A 17,546-nucleotide genomic window follows, 5' to 3' on the forward strand; every position below is an offset into this window, starting at 1 on the left:
CGTCCGCCCGTCCCACCACCATGAAGAAGCCGCGCGCACTCGCAGGAACAGCCCTGACGCTCCTCCTCCCGGCCCTCGCGGCGTGCGGCGGTTCGGGGCCGGGGGCGGGCACGCCCGACGTGCCCGTCGCGGGCACCCACTGGACGATCGGCGCGGTCACGGTGGACGGCGTCCGGTCGGCGGCTCCGTCCGGGGCCCTCATGGACTTCACGAAGGACGGCCGCGTCCAGGGCACGAGCGGCTGCAACGGCTTCGACGCCGCCGTCGCCGTGCGCGGGGACGCCCTCACGGTCTCCGATCCGACCGTCACCGCGATGGGCTGCCCCGACGACCGGATGCGCTTCGAGGACGCCCTGCTCCGGTCCCTCAAGGGCGAGATCACCGCGAAGCTGAAGGGCGGCGCGCTCAGCCTCACCTCGGCCGACGGGCGGTACCGCGTCGAGCTGACCGCCGAGCCCGCCACCCCGCTCCTCGGCACGGCCTGGACGGTGGACGCCCTGATCAGCGGGGACACCTCCACCTCCCTGCCGGCCGGCTCCGAGGGCAAGGCGCGGCTGGTCTTCGGCAAGGACGGCCGGCTCACCGGCAGCCTCGGCTGCAACCGGGTCTCCGCGCCCGCGAAGGCCGGCGGCTCCACGATCACCCTGGGCGCTTTCGAGACGACCCGGATGATCTGCACGCCGGCGCAGATGGACCTGGAGACCAAGCTGTACGACGCCCTCGACAACCCGCTCACCTACCGGATCGAGCACCGCACCCTGACCGTCACCGACGCCGACGGCCAGGGCTTCACGGCGAAGGCCGGCTAGACCCCGGACGGCCGGCCAGGACCCCCGGCCCCCGCCCCCCGGCTAGCTCGGGTACGGGAGGAGCCCGGCGTTCGTCCGCTCCCAGGCGGCCTTCAGCTCGGCGAGCCGCGCCTGCTCGTCGGGGGCCCGGTCGGCCTGCTCGCGGGCGTCGGCGGCGAGGTGGAAGAGCTGGTCGCGCCCGCTCTTGCCGCGGTAGTACTTCCAGTCGCCGCGGCGCAGCGCGCGCTCCCCGCGCACTCGCCAGAAGAGGTCGCGTTCGCCGACCTCCGCGCCGCGCAGCAGGTACGGGGCGAGGCTGGTGCCGTCGAGCGGGTAGGCCGGGTGGGGGCGGGCGCCGCCGATGTCGAGGAGGGTGGCGGTCCAGTCGGGCGAGTAGACGGGGAGGTCGCTGACCTGGCCGCCGTCGAGCCGGGCGGGCCAGCGCAGGATGGACGGCACGCGGATGCCGCCCTCCAGGAGGGAGGCCTTGTTGCCGGAGAGGGGCCAGTTGTAAGAGAAGCGCTCGCCGCCGTTGTCGCTGCCGAAGAAGACGAGGGTGTCGCGCTCGCGGCCGGCCCGCTTGAGCGCGGCGAGGACCTGGCCGACGGAGCGGTCGAGGTCCTCGACCATCTCCTTGTACTTCTCGATCGAGCCGCCGTCCTGGTGCCAGAGCGCGGAGCGGTCGCCGGCCTTGATCCGGCGGACGATCTCGGCGCTCTCCGCCTCGTCGCCGTCGGCGATCCACGGCCAGTGCGGGGTGGTGAAGTTGAGGTTGAGGAGGAAGGGCCGGTCGTGGTCGCGGCTCACGTACTCGCTCGCCCGCTCGGTGAGGATGCGGGTGTAGTAGCGCAGGTCCTTGTACTCGGCGTCGCCCTCGTACAGGTCGTACTCGCCGCCGAGGCCGAGCTTGGAGTAGTACTCCAGGGCGCCGCCGAAGTTCCCGAAGAACTCGTCCCAGCCGGACCGGGTGGGGGAGTAGTCGGGCAGGTAGCCGCAGTGCCACTTGCCGATGAGCGCGGTGGTGTAGCCGGCGTCGCGGAGCAGGGAGGCGAGCGTCGGGTGGGTGGGCTCCAGGCCGACGGACTTGTCGGCGATGGGCTCGGCGAGCCCGCCCTTCGTACGGCCGGGGAATCGGCCGGTGTAGAGGCTGAAGCGGGTCGGGGAGCAGGTCGCGGAGCCGGCGTAGGCGTCGGTGAAGCGGACGCCCTGGCGGGCGAGCCGGTCGAGGTGCGGGGTGCGGATGTGCGGGGAGCCGTAGGAGGAGAGGTCGGCCCAGCCGAGGTCGTCGCCGAGGATGAAGAGGATGTTCGGCCGGGCGGAGTGGCGGCCGGGCGCGGCGCGGAACGGGCGCTCCTCGGGCGAGGCGGCGGCCGCGGCCTGGGCGGCGGTGGGGGTGCCGAGCGTGGCGGCGGCGGCGGTGCCGACGGCGGCCCCGCCGAGGGCACGACGGGATATGGACCTGGACATACGGGTCTCCTGGAGGAATGCAGGACTGCCTGAGCAAAGAGAGCGGGAGGGAACTCAGGCGCGGCGACAGATCGCGCTCGCGACACGGGCCAGGTCCACGTGCCGGCGCGCGATGAGGGTGACCGAGAGGTCGGGGTCGCTGACGGGCTGCATGATCGGGAAGCCTGGCGGAGGGCGCCAGGGGTGTCAACGACCGTCCCGCACCGTGGACTCACCGTGGACTCCGTCACATCCCGACCGTTCGGCCCGTCCCGTACGAGCGTCCGCTCTGGCCGGTTCCGATCATGGCGACTGGCCGGTAGCCCTTGTGCGCCTTGCTTTGTGGGCTCCAACAAGGATCGAAGGATCAGTTCGTAGGAACCCACGACGAGATCAACGGCAGTTCAGAGGGCGTTTCGGGCCCGTTCGCCAATTCGGACCAGTGGTCGATCTCGCCTACACTCGGTGGCGTGCCACGCGGAGACGGTCGACTCAATCACGACTTGCTCCCTGGAGAGAAAGGCCCCCAGGACGCTTGTGGCGTCTTCGGTGTCTGGGCTCCGGGTGAAGAGGTCGCAAAGCTCACGTACTTCGGGCTCTACGCCCTTCAGCATCGGGGCCAGGAATCCGCGGGAATCGCGGTAAGCAACGGCTCCCAGATCCTCGTCTTCAAGGACATGGGACTTGTCTCCCAGGTCTTCGACGAGACTTCTCTCGGTTCCCTCCAGGGTCATATCGCGGTCGGTCACGCCCGCTACTCGACCACTGGTGCCTCCGTGTGGGAGAACGCGCAGCCGACGTTCCGGGCGACCGCCCACGGCTCGCTCGCGCTCGGTCACAACGGCAACCTGGTGAACACGGCGCAGCTGGCCGAGATGGTCGCCGACCTCCCCAAGAAGGAGGGCCGGGCCACTCAGGTCGCCGCCACCAACGACACCGACCTGGTCACCGCGCTGCTCGCGGGCCAGGTGGCCGAGGACGGCACGCCGCTCACCATCGAGCAGGCGGCCGCGAAGGTCCTCCCCGACGTCCGGGGCGCCTTCTCCCTCGTCTTCATGAACGAGCACACGCTCTACGCGGCCCGTGACCCGCAGGGCATCCGCCCGCTGGTGCTCGGCCGTCTGGAGCGCGGCTGGGTCGTCGCGTCCGAGACCGCCGCCCTCGACATCTGCGGTGCGACCTTCGTCCGCGAGGTCGAGCCGGGCGAGCTCATCGCCATCGACGAGAACGGCATGCGCACCTCGCGATTCGCGGAAGCGAAGCCCAAGGGCTGTGTCTTCGAGTACGTGTACCTGGCCCGCCCGGACACCGAGATCGCCGGCCGGAACGTGTACCTCTCCCGAGTGGAGATGGGCCGCCGGCTCGCCGCGGAGGCCCCGGTCGAGGCCGACCTGGTCATCGCCACGCCGGAGTCCGGCACCCCCGCCGCCATCGGCTACGCGGAGGCGTCCGGCATCCCGTTCGGCGCCGGCCTGGTCAAGAACGCGTACGTCGGCCGGACCTTCATCCAGCCCTCGCAGACCATCCGCCAGCTGGGCATCCGGCTGAAGCTGAACCCGCTCAAGGAAGTCATCCAGGGCAAGCGCCTGGTGGTCGTCGACGACTCGATCGTCCGCGGCAACACCCAGCGCGCGCTGGTCCGGATGCTCCGCGAGGCCGGCGCCGCCGAGGTCCACATCCGGATCTCCTCGCCGCCGGTGAAGTGGCCCTGCTTCTTCGGCATCGACTTCGCCACCCGCGCGGAGCTGATCGCCAACGGCATGTCGGTCGAGGAGATCGGCAAGTCGCTCGGCGCGGACTCGCTCTCGTACATCTCGCTCGACGGGATGATCGAGGCGACCACCATCCAGAAGCCCAACCTGTGCCGCGCCTGCTTCGACGGCGAGTACCCGATGGAGCTTCCGGACCCCGAGCTGCTCGGCAAGCAGCTCCTGGAGACCGAGCTGGCGGCGGGCCCCGCCGCCACCGCCGCGGCCGACGCCCTGCGCCGCCCGTAAGAACCCCGCCGCCCGCCGCCACGCCCGTGGCGGGCGGGCGGTACGAGCAGCACGACGACACGAAAGCTCTGAAGCCATGTCTCAGACCACCGGTGCCAGCTACGCCTCCGCGGGCGTCGACATCGAAGCGGGCGACCGCGCCGTCGAGCTCATGAAGGAGTGGGTGAAGAAGACCCAGCGCCCCGAGGTCCTCGGCGGCCTCGGCGGCTTCGCCGGCTACTTCGACGCCTCCGCCCTCAAGCGCTACGAGCGTCCGCTGCTCGCCTCGGCCACCGACGGCGTCGGCACGAAGGTCGACATCGCCCGCCAGCTGGGCGTGTACGACACGATCGGCCGCGACCTGGTCGCCATGGTCATGGACGACATCGTCGTCTGCGGCGCCGAGCCGCTCTTCATGACCGACTACATCTGCGTCGGCAAGGTCCACCCCGAGCGGGTCGCCGCCATCGTCAAGGGCATCGCCGAGGGCTGTGTCCTGGCCGGCTGCGCCCTGGTCGGCGGCGAGACCGCGGAGCACCCGGGCCTGCTCGGCCCGGACGACTTCGACGTCGCCGGCGCGGGCACGGGCGTCGTGGAGTACGACCGGCTGCTCGGCTCGGATCGCATCCGTACGGGTGACGCCGTCATCGCCATGGCGTCCTCCGGTCTTCACTCCAACGGGTACTCGCTCGTCCGCCACGTGGTCTTCGACCGCGCCGGCATGAGCCTCGACCAGCAGGTCGAGGAGTTCGGCCGGACCCTCGGCGAGGAGCTCCTGGAGCCCACCAGGATCTACTCGCTCGACTGCCTGGCGCTCACCCGGACCACCGAGGTGCACGCCTTCAGCCACATCACCGGTGGCGGCCTGGCCGCCAACCTGGCCCGGGTGATCCCGGACGGCCTGCACGCCGTCGTGGACCGCGGCACGTGGACCCCGGGCGCCGTCTTCGACCTGGTGGGCAAGGCGGGTCAGGTCGAGCGCCTGGAGCTGGAGAAGACCCTGAACATGGGCGTCGGCATGATGGCCGTGGTCCCCGCCGAGTCGGTGGACGCGGCCCTGACGACCCTGGCCGACCGCGGTGTCGACGCCTGGGTCGCCGGTGAGATCACCGAGCGCGGCGAGAAGACGACCGGCGCGGAGCTGGTCGGCGACTACGCGAAGTAGCAGGACGTACGACTGAGGGGCACCCCGCCGGGGTGCCCCTCAGTCGTTGCCTGTGCGGTCGTGTCCTGAGCCCGGGACATGCGCGGGGGCCATGCGCCGGGCAGCGGACAGCGCAGAAACCCGGTCCGGGTGCCCGGACCGGGTTTCGGTGTACAGAAGGTCAAGCGCGACGCTGAGTGGACGCCGGACCGGACTCGTCGTCCTCGTCCTCGTCATCCGTGTTGTAGAGATCCGCGTACTGAGCGTACGGGTCGTCTTCCTCGTCGTCGTCCTCGAACGGCTCGCCATTCGGCGGCTGGCTCGAAGTCGATGCGCCCAGCTCGCTGGCCAGACGCGACAGGTCAGTCCCGCCGCTGCTGTACTTCAGCTGGCGGGCGACCTTGGTCTGCTTGGCCTTTGCCCGGCCGCGCCCCATGGCTCGACCCCCTCGGTGACGGGGCTCGTCGGCCCCAGAGTCTTGACACGCGTTCATGTTTCGGAACGGGCTCTCGACAGAGAGACCGGTCCGTAGGGTTTCAACGGTACCTGTTTCCGCGGGCCTACGGTACGCCGCGCGCATCACATTCCCCGGTACAGAACCGCTGAGGCGTCCCTTCCTTGCTGGTCAATCGCGATTTTAACCTCTTCTTGAGGTCCGACCCGCCGATCGGCGTGAGCGAAGTCTCGCGAATCCTCCGCAAAGCCTGATCGATCAGCGGGCCGGACTGTCAAGCTCAGGCCCGGCGCGCCTCGGCCATGCGCTGCTCGGCGATCCGGTCGGCCGCCGCGGCCGGCGGGATGCCGTCGGACTTCGCACGTGCGAAGATTTCGAGGGTGGTGTCGAAGATCTTCGTGGCCTTGGCCTTGCAGCGGTCGAAGTCGAAGCCGTGGAGCTCGTCGGCCACCTGGATCACGCCACCCGCGTTCACGACGTAGTCGGGGGCGTAGAGGATGCCGCGCTCCACGAGGTCCTTCTCGATACCCGGGTGGGCGAGCTGGTTGTTGGCCGCGCCGCAGACGATGCGGGCGGTGAGGAACGGCACCGTCTCCTCGTTCAGGGCGCCGCCGAGCGCGCAGGGGGCGTAGACGTCCAGGCCCTCGACGCGGATCAGCGCCTCGGTGTCGGCGACGACGGTGACCTGCGGGAACTTCTCGGTGATCCGGCGCACCGACTCCTCACGGACGTCGGTGATGACGACCTCGGCCCCGTCGGAGATCAGGTGCTCGACCAGGTAGTGGCCGACCTTGCCGACGCCCGCGACGCCGACCTTGCGGCCGCGCAGCGTCGGGTCGCCCCACACGGTCTGCGCGGAGGCGCGCATGCCCTGGAAGACGCCGAAGGCGGTGAGCACGGAGGAGTCGCCGGCGCCGCCGTTCTCGGGGGAGCGGCCGGTGGTCCACTGGTTGACCCGGTGGATCACGTCCATGTCGGCGACGTAGGTGCCGACGTCGCAGGCCGTGACGTAGCGGCCGGCGAGCGAGGCCACGAAGCGGCCGTAGGCGAGGAGGAGCTCCTCGGTCTTGATCTGCTCCGGGTCGCCGATGATCACGGCCTTGCCGCCGCCGTGGTCGAGCCCGGCCATGGCGTTCTTGTACGACATGCCGCGGGAGAGGTTGAGCGCGTCGGCGATCGCCTCGGCCTCGGTGGCGTACGGGTAGAAGCGGGTGCCGCCGAGGGCCGGGCCCAGGGCGGTGTTGTGGAGGGCGATGACGGCCTTGAGGCCGGTGGCGCGGTCCTGGCACAGCACGACTTGCTCGTGGCCACCCTGTTCCGAGTGGAAGAGGGTGTGCAGTACGTCAGGAACGCCGGTCACATCGGTCACGGTGGTGACTCCCAAATACAAGCGGCGGAAGGTCCCCCCTGCGGGTGGGGGTGGGACCAGGTCGGGACGAGGGTAAGTCCTACCTGGCCGTAGCAGGGACGCAGTGCCGAGGATCACCCTCTCCAGGAGTACCCGCGTGGAAGGATTTGCGACATGTCGGTCCCCTCGTCGGTGCTCGTGCCCTATGCCTCGTACCTGAGGGTGTACGAGCCCCTGGCCGCCTTTCCCGAGCCGGAGCGGGGTCACTGGGCCCGCTATGCCCGGCGTACGGACATCCCGGGCGTCCAGGACGAACTGCGGCGCTCGCTCGCCGACTTGGTCCCGGTGCCGCCGGTCCCGGTGCCGGTGCACGAGAGCGGGGACGCGTTCGTGGCGACGGTGGACGGGACGGTCCTGGTCTGTCCGTGGCGGACCCGGCTGCGCGGCTGGCTGGCGCTCGGGGAGCTGACGGGCGGGACGCTGCCGGCGCAGGTCCTGGACGCGATGCTGCCACCGGTCGTACGGGAGCAGCTGGCGGCGGACCACGAGCGCTGGCTGGCCCGGAACCCGGACGCGCGGCCGTGGATCCGGAGCGCGGTGTGGCGGGTGCCGCTGCGCTGGTTCGTGCTGTTCTCGGACGAGGAGCGGGAGTACGTGCCGGGGGAACGCGCGCCGGGGAAGCGCGCGCCGGAGGAGCCGGCTTCGGGCGGGGAGCCCGTACTGCGTTACCGGACGCCGATGGTGCAGGCGCGGCGGCGGCTCGCGCGGGCGCTGAAGGCGCTGCGGGAGGCGATCGACGAGGGTCCGATGACGGAGGGTCTGGTCGAGGTGGGGCGCTGGCTGGAGGAGTTCCATCCGCGGGCGCTCGTGGAGCTGGACTACGGCGGCCTGGTGCACGCGCTGGACGCGGAGGCGCTGGCGGGCGACCGGTCGGCGGCGGACGTGGCGGAGGGGATCGAGGCGCTGCGGGCGGGGGACGGCGAGCGGGCGAGCGAGGCTTATGGGCGTTTCGCCGCCCGCTGGCGGGCGGTCCGCAACCTCCAGTTCGCCAACTGACCATCGGCAGGACATCTCCACCTGATGTAAATGATCTTCATCGCTGGACACCTGTTCGGGCCTTTGGTGTGCTCTTCTGGGGACGTTGGGGCGCACGGGGCAGGACGTAGGTCCCGATCCGGGCCTTTGACTCAAGCGTGATGGATCGCACTTAACGCACCCTTGCGCCCATCACCCACCCTCGTGTCAAAATAGGACAAGGAGTCCGGGGAGGGTTCCTTCCGCCCAAGTAAGGGCGGATTGCTCGACATTGCACTCTATGGGGGGTCTGTGGACTCCTGATCGCCACTGTGACTGATCGTCACAGTGGCGTGACTGTCCGTTATGGCATGGTCAGTCGACTTCCGCCGCTGATGAACACCTGCGAGGGCAATTCCATCGGTTTGGCCGACGCGGCTGGACGGATGGTGTAGTTGTAGTGCCGAGGACAAGCCGTTCGTCCTATAACCGACTCGACCCGCTTCTGCCATTTCGGGCATGGCGGGTCAAGGTGCAGAATTTAGAGGAAAGAACCGAGAAGGTTCGGTTCTCCCGAGGAGGCCGCTCATGACCGCTCGCACCCCTGATGCCGAGCCGCTGCTGACCCCTGCCGAGGTTGCCACGATGTTCCGCGTGGACCCGAAGACGGTGACTCGCTGGGCCAAGGCCGGCAAGCTCACGTCCATCCGCACGCTGGGTGGGCACCGCCGGTACCGCGAGGCCGAGGTTCGCGCTCTGCTGGCGGGCATTCCGCAGCAGCGCAGCGAAGCCTGAGGCGCTTGCGACACACGCCACACCCCGTAACACCCCGCAGCACCGGGCACATTCCGGGTCCCCCAACCCGGCAGCCCACCCCATAGCTCTGCCGACAGGTACCTGCCCCAACAGGCCCCATGTCATCGATCGCGCTGGACTCCGCCGGGTCCAGCGCGATCTTTTTGTGCGCGCGTAGAACCCGTGCAATTGCACATATTAAATTGGGGCGATGTAGGGAGGGTGTAAGTCCGGCACTTCCTGAAACGGATTCAGTGACTCCCGTCACATCGTCAAAGTCTTGCCCTGCAACAGCCTTCCACTCCCCGTGGGGACGCGGAACGCGCCGTTGGTCACCCGTGGGTGGGACCTTGGTCCCTGCGGCGCGAGAAGGCAAGGCGGCACGCAAGAAGGCCCGCACCAAACGGTGCGGGCCTTCTTCACTTGCGATCCTGACGGGACTTGAACCCGCGACCTCCACCTTGACAGGGTGGCGAGCTAACCAACTGCTCCACAGGACCATCGCGTCCACTCAGTGGTGGCTGCGAAGAAAAGAGTACAGCAGGTCAGGGGGTGCGGTCGAACCGGCGGGCGGACGCCCTCCGCCGGCCCTACGGAACCGCCGCGTCGATCGCCTTCACGATCCGCTTGTCCGACACCGGGTGGGCCGTCCCGAGGGCGTGCGCGAAGTAGCTCACCCGCAGCTCCTCGATCATCCAGCGGATGTCCGTGACGCTCGTCGGCACCGGCCGGCCCTTGGGGAGCTGTTCGAGCAGCCAGGCGTACTCGTCCAGCATCTCGTGGACCTTCTCCATCCGGGTGGTGTCCCGCTGCGCGCCCGTCGGCATCTGCTGCAGCCGCCGGTCCACCGCCACCAGGTAGCGCATGAGGTCCGGCAGCCGCTTCAGGCCCGTACGGGTCACGAAGCCGGCCGGCATCAGCCAGGAGAGCTGCTCGCGCACGTCCTGGAGGTTGCGGAGCAGCGCGGGGCTGTTCGTGGCCTTCAGGCGCCGCTCGCAGGCCTGCCAGGCCGCGAGGACCTGCTGCACCTGGCTCACCGTGCGGATGGTCAGCTCGACGAGGTCGGCGCGGACCTTGTCGTACAGCTTCCGGAAGGACTCCTCGTCCCAGGCCGGCCCGCCGTGGTCCGCGATCAGCCGGTCGGCGGCGGCGGTGGCGCAGTCGTCGAAGAGCGCCTGGATCGAGCCGTGCGGGTTCGCGGACAGGGCCAGCTTCTGCTGGTTGGTGAGCTTGTCGGAGGCGAACTTCGCCGGGTTCACCGGGATGTTCAGCATGATCAGCTTCCGGGTGCCCCGCCACATCGCGAGCGCCTGCTCCTCCTCGGTGTCGAAGAGGCGCACGGCCACGCTGTCGCCCTCGTCCACGAGCGCCGGGTAGGCCTTGACCGGCTGGCCGGCCCGCCGGGTCTCGAAGACCTTGGTGAGGGTGCCGATCGTCCAGTCCTTGAGCCCCGTGCGCTCCAGGGACGGACCGGAGCCGTCAGGCCCCGCCGTGGCCGCCTTGGCGGCCTGGGAGAGCGCCTGGCGGGCCTTGGGGCGCAGGCGGAGCTTCAGCGCCTCCAGGTCCTTGTCCTCGGCCAGCTTGCGGCGCCGTTCGTCGACGATCCGGAAGGTGATCTTCAGGTGCTCGGGGACCTTCGCCCAGTCGAAGTCGTCCGCCGTGACCGGCACGCCGACCATCCGCTGCAGCTCGCGCGCGAGCGCGGTCGTCAGCGGCTCCTGCTGGGTCTGATCGCGGCCGGAGGCCGACTGCACGACCGCGTCCAGGAAGCGGGCGGCGAAGTTCGGCGCCGGCACGTAGTTGCGGCGGATCGGCTTCGGCAGCGACCGGATCAGCTCCGTCACCACCTCCTCGCGCAGACCCGGGATCTGCCACTCGAAGCCCTCGTCCGTGACCTGGTTGAGCACCTGCAGCGGGATGTGGACGGTCACGCCGTCCGCGTCCGCGCCCGGCTCGAACTGGTACGTCACGCGGAACTTCAGCGCGCCCTGCCGCCACGAGTCCGGGTAGTCGGCCTTGGTGACCGCCCCCGCCTTCTCGTTGATGAGCATCTCGCGCTCGAAGTCGAGGAACTCCGGCTCCTCGCGCCGCTTGTGCTTCCACCACGAGTCGAAGTGGGCGCCGGACACGACGTGTTCGGGCACCCGCTTGTCGTAGAAGTCGAAGAGCGTCTCGTCGTCGACCAGGATGTCCCGGCGCCGGGCCCGGTGCTCCAGCTCCTCGACCTCGGTGAGCAGCTTGCGGTTGTCGGCGAAGAACTTGTGGTGGGTGCGCCAGTCGCCCTCGACGAGCGCGTTGCGGATGAACAGGTCGCGGGAGACCTCGGGGTCGATCCGGCCGTAGTTCACCTTGCGGTCGGCGACGATCGGCACGCCGTACAGCGTCACCTTCTCGTACGCCATGACCGCCGCCAGGTCCTTCTCCCAGTGCGGCTCGCTGTACGTCCGCTTCACCAGGTGCTCGGCCAGCGGCTCGACCCACTCGGGCTCGATCCGGGCGTTCACCCGCGCCCACAGGCGCGAGGTCTCCACCAGCTCGGCGGACATCAGCATGCGCGGGGGCTTCTTGAAGAGCGCAGAGCCCGGGAAGACCGCGAACTTGGCGCTGCGCGCGCCCAGGTACTCGTTCTTCGCGCCGTCCTTGACGTCCTTCAGGCCGATGTGGCTGAGCAGGCCGGCCAGCAGCGACACGTGGACGGACTGCTCGGGGGCGTCCTCCTCGTTGAGGTGGATGCCCATCTGCTTGGCGACCGTGCGCAGCTGCGAGTAGATGTCCTGCCACTCGCGGATGCGCAGGAAGTTCAGGTACTCCTGCTTGCACATCCGGCGGAAGGAGCTGGAGCCCCGCTCCTTCTGCTGCTCGCGGACGTACCGCCAGAGGTTGAGGTAGGCGAGGAAGTCGCTCGTCTCGTCCTTGAAGCGGGCGTGCTGCTGGTCGGCCTGCGCCTGCTTGTCGGCCGGCCGCTCGCGCGGGTCCTGGATCGACAGCGCCGCCGCGATCACCATGACCTCGCGGACACAGCCGTTCTTGTCGGCCTCCAGGACCATCCGGGCCAGCCGCGGGTCGACCGGCAGCTGCGACAGCTTCCGGCCGGTCTCCGTGAGCCGCTTGCGCGGGTCCTTCTGCGCCGGGTCGAGCGCGTGCAGCTCCTGGAGCAGCTGGACGCCGTCCCGGATGTTGCGGTGGTCCGGCGGGTCGATGAACGGGAACTTCTCGATGTCGCCGAGGCCGGCCGCGGTCATCTGGAGGATGACGGAGGCCAGGTTCGTACGGAGGATCTCCGCGTCCGTGAACTCGGGCCGGGTGAGGAAGTCGTCCTCGGAGTAGAGCCGGATGCAGATGCCGTCCGACGTACGGCCGCAGCGGCCCTTGCGCTGGTTGGCGCTGGCCTGGCTGATGGGCTCGATCGGCAGCCGCTGCACCTTGGTGCGGTGCGAGTAGCGCGAGATGCGGGCGGTGCCCGGGTCGATCACGTACTTGATGCCGGGGACCGTGAGGGAGGTCTCGGCGACGTTCGTGGCCAGGACGATCCGGCGGCCGGAGTGCGCCTGGAAGACCCGGTGCTGCTCGGCGTGCGACAGCCGTGCGTACAGCGGCAGGATCTCCGTGTTGAAGAGCTTCTTCTTGATGAGGGCGTCCGCCGTGTCGCGGATCTCGCGCTCGCCGGAGAGGAAGACCAGGATGTCGCCCGGGCCCTCCTTCTGCAGCTCGTCGACGGCGTCGCAGATCGCGGTGATCTGGTCGCGGTCGGCCTCGTCGCCGTCCTCCTCCAGGAGCGGCCGGTAGCGGACCTCCACGGGGTAGGTGCGTCCGCTCACCTCGACGATCGGCGCGTCGCCGAAGTGGCGCGAGAAGCGCTCCGGGTCGATGGTCGCCGAGGTGATGACGACCTTGAGGTCGGGGCGCTTCGGCAGCAGCTGGGCCAGATAGCCGAGCAGGAAGTCGATGTTGAGGGACCGCTCGTGGGCCTCGTCGATGATGATCGTGTCGTACGCGCGCAGCTCGCGGTCCGTCTGGATCTCGGCGAGCAGGATGCCGTCGGTCATCAGCTTGACGAAGGTCGCGTCCTGGTTCACCTGGTCGGTGAACCGGACCTTCCAGCCGACCGCCTCGCCCAGCGGGGTCCTCAGCTCCTCCGCCACGCGCTCGGCGACCGTGCGGGCGGCGATCCGGCGGGGCTGGGTGTGCCCGATCATGCCCCGGACGCCCCGGCCCAGCTCCAGACAGATCTTCGGGATCTGCGTCGTCTTGCCGGAACCCGTCTCACCGGCGACGATCACGACCTGGTGGTCGCGTATCGCCTCGGCGATCTCGTCCTTCTTCTGGGAGACGGGCAGCTGCTCGGGGTACGTGACGGGCGGCACGAGGGCCGCGCGGGCCTCGACACGCTCCTTGGCCTTGCCGGCCTCGGCGGCGATCTCGTCCAGTACGGCCGCGCGGGCCTCGGGCTTGCGGATGCGGCGGGCGCCTTCGAGACGGCGGCCGAGCCGGTGGGAGTCCCGCAGCGAGACCTCGGCCAGGACGGACTGGAGGGCGGCGAAGGAAGTAGACATACGGGATCCAGGATCGCACCTGCGGCCGAGAAGCGGCGAACCGATTTACGAGCGGTTCCGGGGTCGGCCCGGCACCGCTGCGTAATATTTCGGGCACGCCCTCCCGAAAGGTTTCCCCATGTCCCGCACTCCGGTCCTGCGCGCGCTGGCGGCGTTCGCCGCGCTGGCGGGGCTGGTGCTGGGGCTTGCGGTGTGCGGGGCGGCCGCGGCGGCCCAGCCCGTACAGCAGGCGACGACGGCCTCCGTCGGGCCGGCCGGTCCCGGTCCCGGCTGCGGCCAGAGCCACGGCGACGAGGGGGCCCGGGCCCCCGCCGTACCGCCGCGCGCGCACGGCTTCGGCGAACTGCTGCCCGTACTCGCGGCGGAGCGGACGCCGTGCGGGGGCTGGGGCGCGGACCAGGACGCGGTGGACGCACGGGCGGGGCGGGCGCCGCCGGAGCTCGTGGCGCCGTCACCGGTGGAGCTGTCGATCCTGCGGGTCTAGACGGGCGCGCCTGCACGCCGTCCGTCCCATTCCTCCCGTTTCAGGAGCGCTTCGCCATGCCCAAGTCCAAGCCCGTCGTGATCATCAGCGGTGTCGTGCTGGCCGCCACGCTGCTCGGCCTCGCCTCGTACGCCGCCACCTCCCCGTCCTCGCCGTCCGCGCCCTCCGGCCCGGGCGCCGTCGCCGAGGTCTCCGCCGACCCGTCCGCCGGCGTCTACCCCGAGCTGGAGGCGTACGCCCGCCGGGACCCCGACGACAAGCTCGCCCTCGGCCGCGCCGACGCGCCCGTCGTCCTGATCGAGTACGCCGACTTCAAGTGCGGCTACTGCGGCAAGTTCGCCCGTGACACCGAGCCCGAGCTGGTGCGGAAGTACGTGGACACCGGCGTCCTGCGCATCGAGTGGCGGAACTTCCCGATCTTCGGCGAGGAGTCGGAGGCCGCCGCCCGGGCGTCCTGGGCGGCCGGGCGGCAGGGCAGGTTCTGGGAGTTCCACAAGGCGGCCTACGCCCACGGCTCCAAGGAGAAGGGCTTCGGCAAGGAGCGGCTGACCGCGCTGGCGAAGCAGGCCGGCGTCACCGACCTGGCTGCCTTCGCGAAGGACGCGGACAGCGCGGCGGCCCGGGAGGCGGTGAGCAAGGACCAGGAGCAGGGCTACTCGCTCGGCGCCACCTCGACCCCGTCCTTCCTCGTCAACGGGCGCCCGATCGCGGGCGCCCAGCCGACGGAGACGTTCACGGCGGCCATCGAGGCGGCCGCGAAGACGGCGAAGGCCGCGAAGGACGCGAAGACAGCGGGGACAGTGGGGACGGCGGGGACGGCGGGGACGGCGGGGACGGCGGGGACGACTCGGGAGGGCGAGCAGCCGGGGGCCGGCCGATGACCTCCGGCATCGGCTACTTCGCCGCCTTCCTGGGCGGACTGCTCGCCCTCCTCAGCCCGTGCAGCGCCCTGCTGCTCCCGGCTTTCTTCGCCTACTCGATCGACACCCGCGCCAAGCTGGTCGCCCGCACCGGGATCTTCTACGGGGGCCTCGCCACCACCCTCGTGCCGCTCGGTGCCGCCGGTTCCTTCGCCGGCCGGCTCTTCTACGGGCACCGGGACCTCCTGGTGACGGCCGGCGGCTGGCTGATCGTGGCCCTCGGGGTGCTGCAGATCCTCGGCCTCGGCTTCGCGTCCCGCCGGATCGCCGAGGCGAGCGGCCGGATCCGCCCGACGACCGCGTTCTCCGTCTACGCCCTCGGTCTCGTCTACGGCCTCGCCGGCTTCTGCGCCGGCCCCATCCTGGGCAGCGTCCTGACGGTCGCCGCCCTCAGCGGCAGCCCGGTCTACGGCGGCCTGCTCCTCGCCGTGTACGCGCTCGGCATGGCCGTCCCGCTGTTCCTGCTCGCGCTGCTCTGGGAGCGCTACGACCTGGGGCGGCGCCGCTGGCTGCGCGGCCGCCCGTTCCGTATCGGCCGCGCGGCCGGGCGGTCCGTCGAGGTCCACTCCACCTCGCTGCTCTCGGGCCTCTTCTTCATCGCCCTCGGCACGCTCTTCCTCGTCTTCGACGGCACGACGGCCCTGCCCGGCCTGCTCTCCGTCGACGACTCCTTCGCCGTGGAGGAGCGCGTCGGCGCCCTCGGCCGCGCCGTCCCGGACTGGGCGCTGCTCGGCGCCGTCGTCGCGGTGGTGGCGGCCGGGCTGGCGTGGCGCGGCCGGCGCGGCAGCCGGCAGGAGGAAGAGCAGGAAGCAGGTCAGGAAGAGGCTTAGGAAGAAGGTCAGGAAGAGGCTTAGGGAGAAGGTGAGGAACGACGAAGGCCCCGTTCTTTCGAACGGGGCCTTCTGATGGTGGCTGGGGCCGGGGTCGAACCGGCGACCTATCGCTTTTCAGGCGATCGCTCGTACCAACTGAGCTACCCAGCCACGAGACCGTTACCGGCCTCAGCGATCCTGACGGGACTTGAACCCGCGACCTCCACCTTGACAGGGTGGCGAGCTAACCAACTGCTCCACAGGACCATCTGTTGTGCGAGAACCAGTCTCGCACAGGGTTGTGCGTGCCCCCAACGGGATTCGAACCCGTGCTACCGCCTTGAAAGGGCGGCGTCCTGGGCCACTAGACGATGAGGGCTAACGGCCCCACCTGGGCGCTTCTCAGCGCGTCGGGGACGTGAGAAGCATATGGGATGCGGGGCGGTATCGCCAAAACGGTTTCCGGGGAGGGGTGAACGGGAGGGGCCCGGAGGGGGCCGGGAGGGAGAATGGGCCCGTGCTGGAGATGACGCGCGAGGAGTTCGAGGAGCTCGTCGCCGAAGCCCTGGACCGCATCCCGCCGGAGCTGACGCGGCTGATGGACAACGTCGCCGTGTTCGTCGAGGACGAGCCGGCGCCCGAGACCGGCGACCCGGAACTGCTCGGGCTCTACGAGGGGACGCCGCTGACCGACCGCGGCGAGTGGTACGCCGGGGTGCTGCCGGACCGGATCACGATCTACCGGGGGCCGACGCTGCGGATGTGCGAGTCGCGCGAGGACGTGGTCGCGGAGACCGAGATCACCGTCGTGCACGAGATCGCCCACCACTTCGGCATCGACGACGCGCGGCTGCACGCACTCGGCTACGGATGACGGTTACGGGGCACGGTCGTGGGTGCCGGCCACCGGTCACGGTCGCGGCTGAGCCGGGCCGGGGCGTGTCCCCCGGTGCACCAAGGGAGTTGGGCAGGGCAACGCATTCCTTCCCTGCCTGAAACGCCCCGAGTGTCCTGGAGGTGCCCTCCGTGCGCCATTTGCCCACCCCTGTGAGATGGGCCGCCACCGCGTTGGCGGTCGCCGCCTGCGCGGGCCTGAGCGGCTGTATGAGTGTCGGCGAGAACGGCGCGAAGCCGGCGCCCAGCACCTCCGCGGGGAAGCGGGGCGAGGCGGCGGCCGGTTCGGGGGCGGACGGCGGCTACGCCGGGGCCCACGGCGGTGGCGGCTTCGACCGTACGGGGCGGAGCGGGCCGGGCCCGGACGGCGAGGGCAAGGACAAGCCCGTACCGAGCGGGTCGCCGTCCGCCTCGGCCAAGCCGGACGGCAGCGGCGGCCCGGTCGGTCCCGGCGGGGCGCCGAAGCCGCAGCCGTCGGCCGATCCCGGCGGCGCCGCGGGCGGCACCGGCGGGGCGCCGGGCGGACAGACCACGCCGCCGCCGGTGGACCCGGAGCCGTCGCCGACCCAGGACTCGCCGTCGCCGACCCAGGATCCGACGCCCGACCCGACGGTGACCGAGACGCCGACGACGACGCCGGGCGCCGACACCCACATGGGTGCCATGCGGGCGGCGGACGGTCCGGGAGGGGCGCGGGAGCCGGAGGCCTCGCCGCAGGCCGGGCCGATGTGACGCAGCTCTCGCCGCTCGGTTTGCCTTGGGTGGGGGAGAGTGCGTATGGTGGTAGATCGTTTGATCCCATTTGCCCGGCGCCACGACCGAAGAGCGCCGCGACTGGCGCGTACTCTCCCTTGCCGTGGCTGACCGCATAGAGGCGGTCTTGTGCGAAACACGGAGTTGACGGGCGCGTGCCGAGAC

At 70.6% G+C, this 17,546-nt stretch carries 15 protein-coding genes and 4 tRNA genes; 10 read left to right on the forward strand and 9 right to left on the reverse strand.

Annotated elements, in window-relative coordinates; translation table 11 throughout:
- Positions 1-20: 20 nt before the first annotated feature.
- Positions 21-809 (forward strand): META domain-containing protein, encoded by a 789-nt coding sequence (locus ACIRSU_RS22325; RefSeq protein ID WP_403794767.1) that lies wholly within the window; start codon positions 21-23, stop codon positions 807-809.
- A gap of 42 nt (positions 810-851) precedes the next feature.
- Here ACIRSU_RS22325 and ACIRSU_RS22330 read toward each other — a convergent pair whose 3' ends face one another.
- Together ACIRSU_RS22330 and ACIRSU_RS22335 are read right to left on the reverse strand one after the other, a co-directional pair.
- Positions 852-2,255, reverse strand: coding sequence for a sulfatase (locus tag ACIRSU_RS22330; RefSeq protein WP_403794769.1), 1,404 nt, complete (start codon positions 2,253-2,255; stop codon positions 852-854).
- A gap of 54 nt (positions 2,256-2,309) precedes the next feature.
- Complete coding sequence (locus tag ACIRSU_RS22335) at positions 2,310-2,408, reverse strand: putative leader peptide (protein ID WP_403794771.1); 99 nt, start codon at positions 2,406-2,408, stop codon at positions 2,310-2,312.
- 296 nt (positions 2,409-2,704) lie between these two features.
- Between ACIRSU_RS22335 and purF the strand changes: the two genes are divergently transcribed.
- Positions 2,705-4,231, forward strand: a complete 1,527-nt coding sequence (purF, locus tag ACIRSU_RS22340) for an amidophosphoribosyltransferase (protein WP_403794774.1) — start codon at positions 2,705-2,707, stop codon at positions 4,229-4,231.
- A gap of 76 nt (positions 4,232-4,307) precedes the next feature.
- Complete coding sequence (purM, locus tag ACIRSU_RS22345) at positions 4,308-5,375, forward strand: phosphoribosylformylglycinamidine cyclo-ligase (RefSeq protein ID WP_403794776.1); 1,068 nt, start codon at positions 4,308-4,310, stop codon at positions 5,373-5,375.
- Positions 5,376-5,535: 160 nt separating this feature from the next.
- Here the strand turns inward: purM and ACIRSU_RS22350 are convergent, their stop codons facing one another.
- The gene (locus ACIRSU_RS22350; protein WP_356068407.1) at positions 5,536-5,790 is read right to left on the reverse strand and encodes a DUF3073 domain-containing protein; all 255 of its coding nucleotides are present in this window, start codon (positions 5,788-5,790) and stop codon (positions 5,536-5,538) included.
- A 298-nt stretch (positions 5,791-6,088) separates the two neighbouring features.
- On the reverse strand, positions 6,089-7,177 hold the full coding sequence (locus ACIRSU_RS22355) for a Leu/Phe/Val dehydrogenase (RefSeq protein WP_403794779.1): 1,089 nt from the start codon (positions 7,175-7,177) through the stop codon (positions 6,089-6,091).
- A gap of 153 nt (positions 7,178-7,330) precedes the next feature.
- Here ACIRSU_RS22355 and ACIRSU_RS22360 point away from each other — a divergent pair, with 153 nt between their 5' ends.
- Together ACIRSU_RS22360 and bldC are read left to right on the forward strand one after the other, a co-directional pair.
- Entirely contained in the window at positions 7,331-8,212 is an 882-nt protein-coding gene (locus tag ACIRSU_RS22360) for a hypothetical protein (RefSeq protein WP_403794782.1), read from the forward strand.
- A gap of 546 nt (positions 8,213-8,758) precedes the next feature.
- Positions 8,759-8,965: a developmental transcriptional regulator BldC gene (bldC, locus tag ACIRSU_RS22365; protein WP_003949541.1), complete on the forward strand. Its 207-nt coding sequence runs from the start codon at positions 8,759-8,761 to the stop codon at positions 8,963-8,965.
- A 426-nt stretch (positions 8,966-9,391) separates the two neighbouring features.
- Here the strand turns inward: bldC and ACIRSU_RS22370 are convergent.
- Together ACIRSU_RS22370 and hrpA are read right to left on the reverse strand one after the other, a co-directional pair.
- A tRNA-Asp gene (locus tag ACIRSU_RS22370) sits at positions 9,392-9,465 on the reverse strand.
- A gap of 90 nt (positions 9,466-9,555) precedes the next feature.
- Entirely contained in the window at positions 9,556-13,518 is a 3,963-nt protein-coding gene (hrpA, locus tag ACIRSU_RS22375; RefSeq protein WP_403794785.1) for an ATP-dependent RNA helicase HrpA, read from the reverse strand.
- Positions 13,519-13,636: 118 nt separating this feature from the next.
- Between hrpA and ACIRSU_RS22380 the strand changes: the two genes are divergently transcribed.
- Genes ACIRSU_RS22380 through ACIRSU_RS22390 form a run of 3 tightly spaced genes read left to right on the forward strand, consistent with a single transcriptional unit; the run spans position 13,637 to position 15,752 of the window.
- Positions 13,637-14,002, forward strand: a complete 366-nt coding sequence (locus ACIRSU_RS22380) for a hypothetical protein (protein ID WP_403794787.1) — start codon at positions 13,637-13,639, stop codon at positions 14,000-14,002.
- Positions 14,003-14,058: 56 nt separating this feature from the next.
- On the forward strand, positions 14,059-14,883 hold the full coding sequence (locus tag ACIRSU_RS22385; RefSeq protein WP_403794789.1) for a DsbA family protein: 825 nt from the start codon (positions 14,059-14,061) through the stop codon (positions 14,881-14,883).
- Positions 14,880-15,752 carry a cytochrome c biogenesis CcdA family protein gene (locus ACIRSU_RS22390; protein ID WP_403794792.1) on the forward strand — a complete coding sequence of 291 codons (873 nt, stop codon included), beginning with the start codon at positions 14,880-14,882 and terminating at the stop codon, positions 15,750-15,752. The genes ACIRSU_RS22385 and ACIRSU_RS22390 overlap by 4 nt, the downstream gene beginning before the upstream one ends.
- 76 nt (positions 15,753-15,828) lie before the next feature.
- Here the strand turns inward: ACIRSU_RS22390 and ACIRSU_RS22395 are convergent.
- The 3 genes from ACIRSU_RS22395 to ACIRSU_RS22405 all read right to left on the reverse strand — a co-directional run bounded on the left by ACIRSU_RS22395 (position 15,829) and on the right by ACIRSU_RS22405 (position 16,113).
- Positions 15,829-15,905, reverse strand: a tRNA-Phe gene (locus ACIRSU_RS22395).
- A gap of 22 nt (positions 15,906-15,927) precedes the next feature.
- Positions 15,928-16,001: transfer RNA gene (locus tag ACIRSU_RS22400), tRNA-Asp, on the reverse strand.
- Between the two features lie 39 nt (positions 16,002-16,040).
- Positions 16,041-16,113: transfer RNA gene (locus ACIRSU_RS22405), tRNA-Glu, on the reverse strand.
- A 138-nt stretch (positions 16,114-16,251) separates the two neighbouring features.
- On the opposite strand from ACIRSU_RS22405, the gene ACIRSU_RS22410 reads away from it, so the two are divergent.
- Complete coding sequence (locus ACIRSU_RS22410) at positions 16,252-16,608, forward strand: metallopeptidase family protein (protein ID WP_403794795.1); 357 nt, start codon at positions 16,252-16,254, stop codon at positions 16,606-16,608.
- A 230-nt stretch (positions 16,609-16,838) separates the two neighbouring features.
- Positions 16,839-17,360 (forward strand): hypothetical protein, encoded by a 522-nt coding sequence (locus tag ACIRSU_RS22415; RefSeq protein ID WP_403794798.1) that lies wholly within the window; start codon positions 16,839-16,841, stop codon positions 17,358-17,360.
- Positions 17,361-17,546 lie beyond the last annotated feature (186 nt).

It is taken from the genome of Streptomyces sp. NPDC101160, from assembly GCF_044768205.1.
Classification (GTDB): domain Bacteria; phylum Actinomycetota; class Actinomycetes; order Streptomycetales; family Streptomycetaceae; genus Streptomyces.

Coding starts and splice junctions, on each gene's coding strand:
- ACIRSU_RS22325 (WP_403794767.1), top strand. CDS start 21: ATGAAGAAGCCGCGCGCACTCGCAGGAACAGCCCTGACGCTCCTCCTC.
- ACIRSU_RS22330 (WP_403794769.1), bottom strand. CDS start 2,255: ATGTCCAGGTCCATATCCCGTCGTGCCCTCGGCGGGGCCGCCGTCGGC.
- ACIRSU_RS22335 (WP_403794771.1), bottom strand. CDS start 2,408: ATGCAGCCCGTCAGCGACCCCGACCTCTCGGTCACCCTCATCGCGCGC.
- purM (WP_403794776.1), top strand. CDS start 4,308: ATGTCTCAGACCACCGGTGCCAGCTACGCCTCCGCGGGCGTCGACATC.
- ACIRSU_RS22350 (WP_356068407.1), bottom strand. CDS start 5,790: ATGGGGCGCGGCCGGGCAAAGGCCAAGCAGACCAAGGTCGCCCGCCAG.
- ACIRSU_RS22360 (WP_403794782.1), top strand. CDS start 7,331: ATGTCGGTCCCCTCGTCGGTGCTCGTGCCCTATGCCTCGTACCTGAGG.
- bldC (WP_003949541.1), top strand. CDS start 8,759: ATGACCGCTCGCACCCCTGATGCCGAGCCGCTGCTGACCCCTGCCGAG.
- hrpA (WP_403794785.1), bottom strand. CDS start 13,518: ATGTCTACTTCCTTCGCCGCCCTCCAGTCCGTCCTGGCCGAGGTCTCG.
- ACIRSU_RS22380 (WP_403794787.1), top strand. CDS start 13,637: ATGTCCCGCACTCCGGTCCTGCGCGCGCTGGCGGCGTTCGCCGCGCTG.
- ACIRSU_RS22385 (WP_403794789.1), top strand. CDS start 14,059: ATGCCCAAGTCCAAGCCCGTCGTGATCATCAGCGGTGTCGTGCTGGCC.
- ACIRSU_RS22390 (WP_403794792.1), top strand. CDS start 14,880: ATGACCTCCGGCATCGGCTACTTCGCCGCCTTCCTGGGCGGACTGCTC.
- ACIRSU_RS22415 (WP_403794798.1), top strand. CDS start 16,839: ATGAGTGTCGGCGAGAACGGCGCGAAGCCGGCGCCCAGCACCTCCGCG.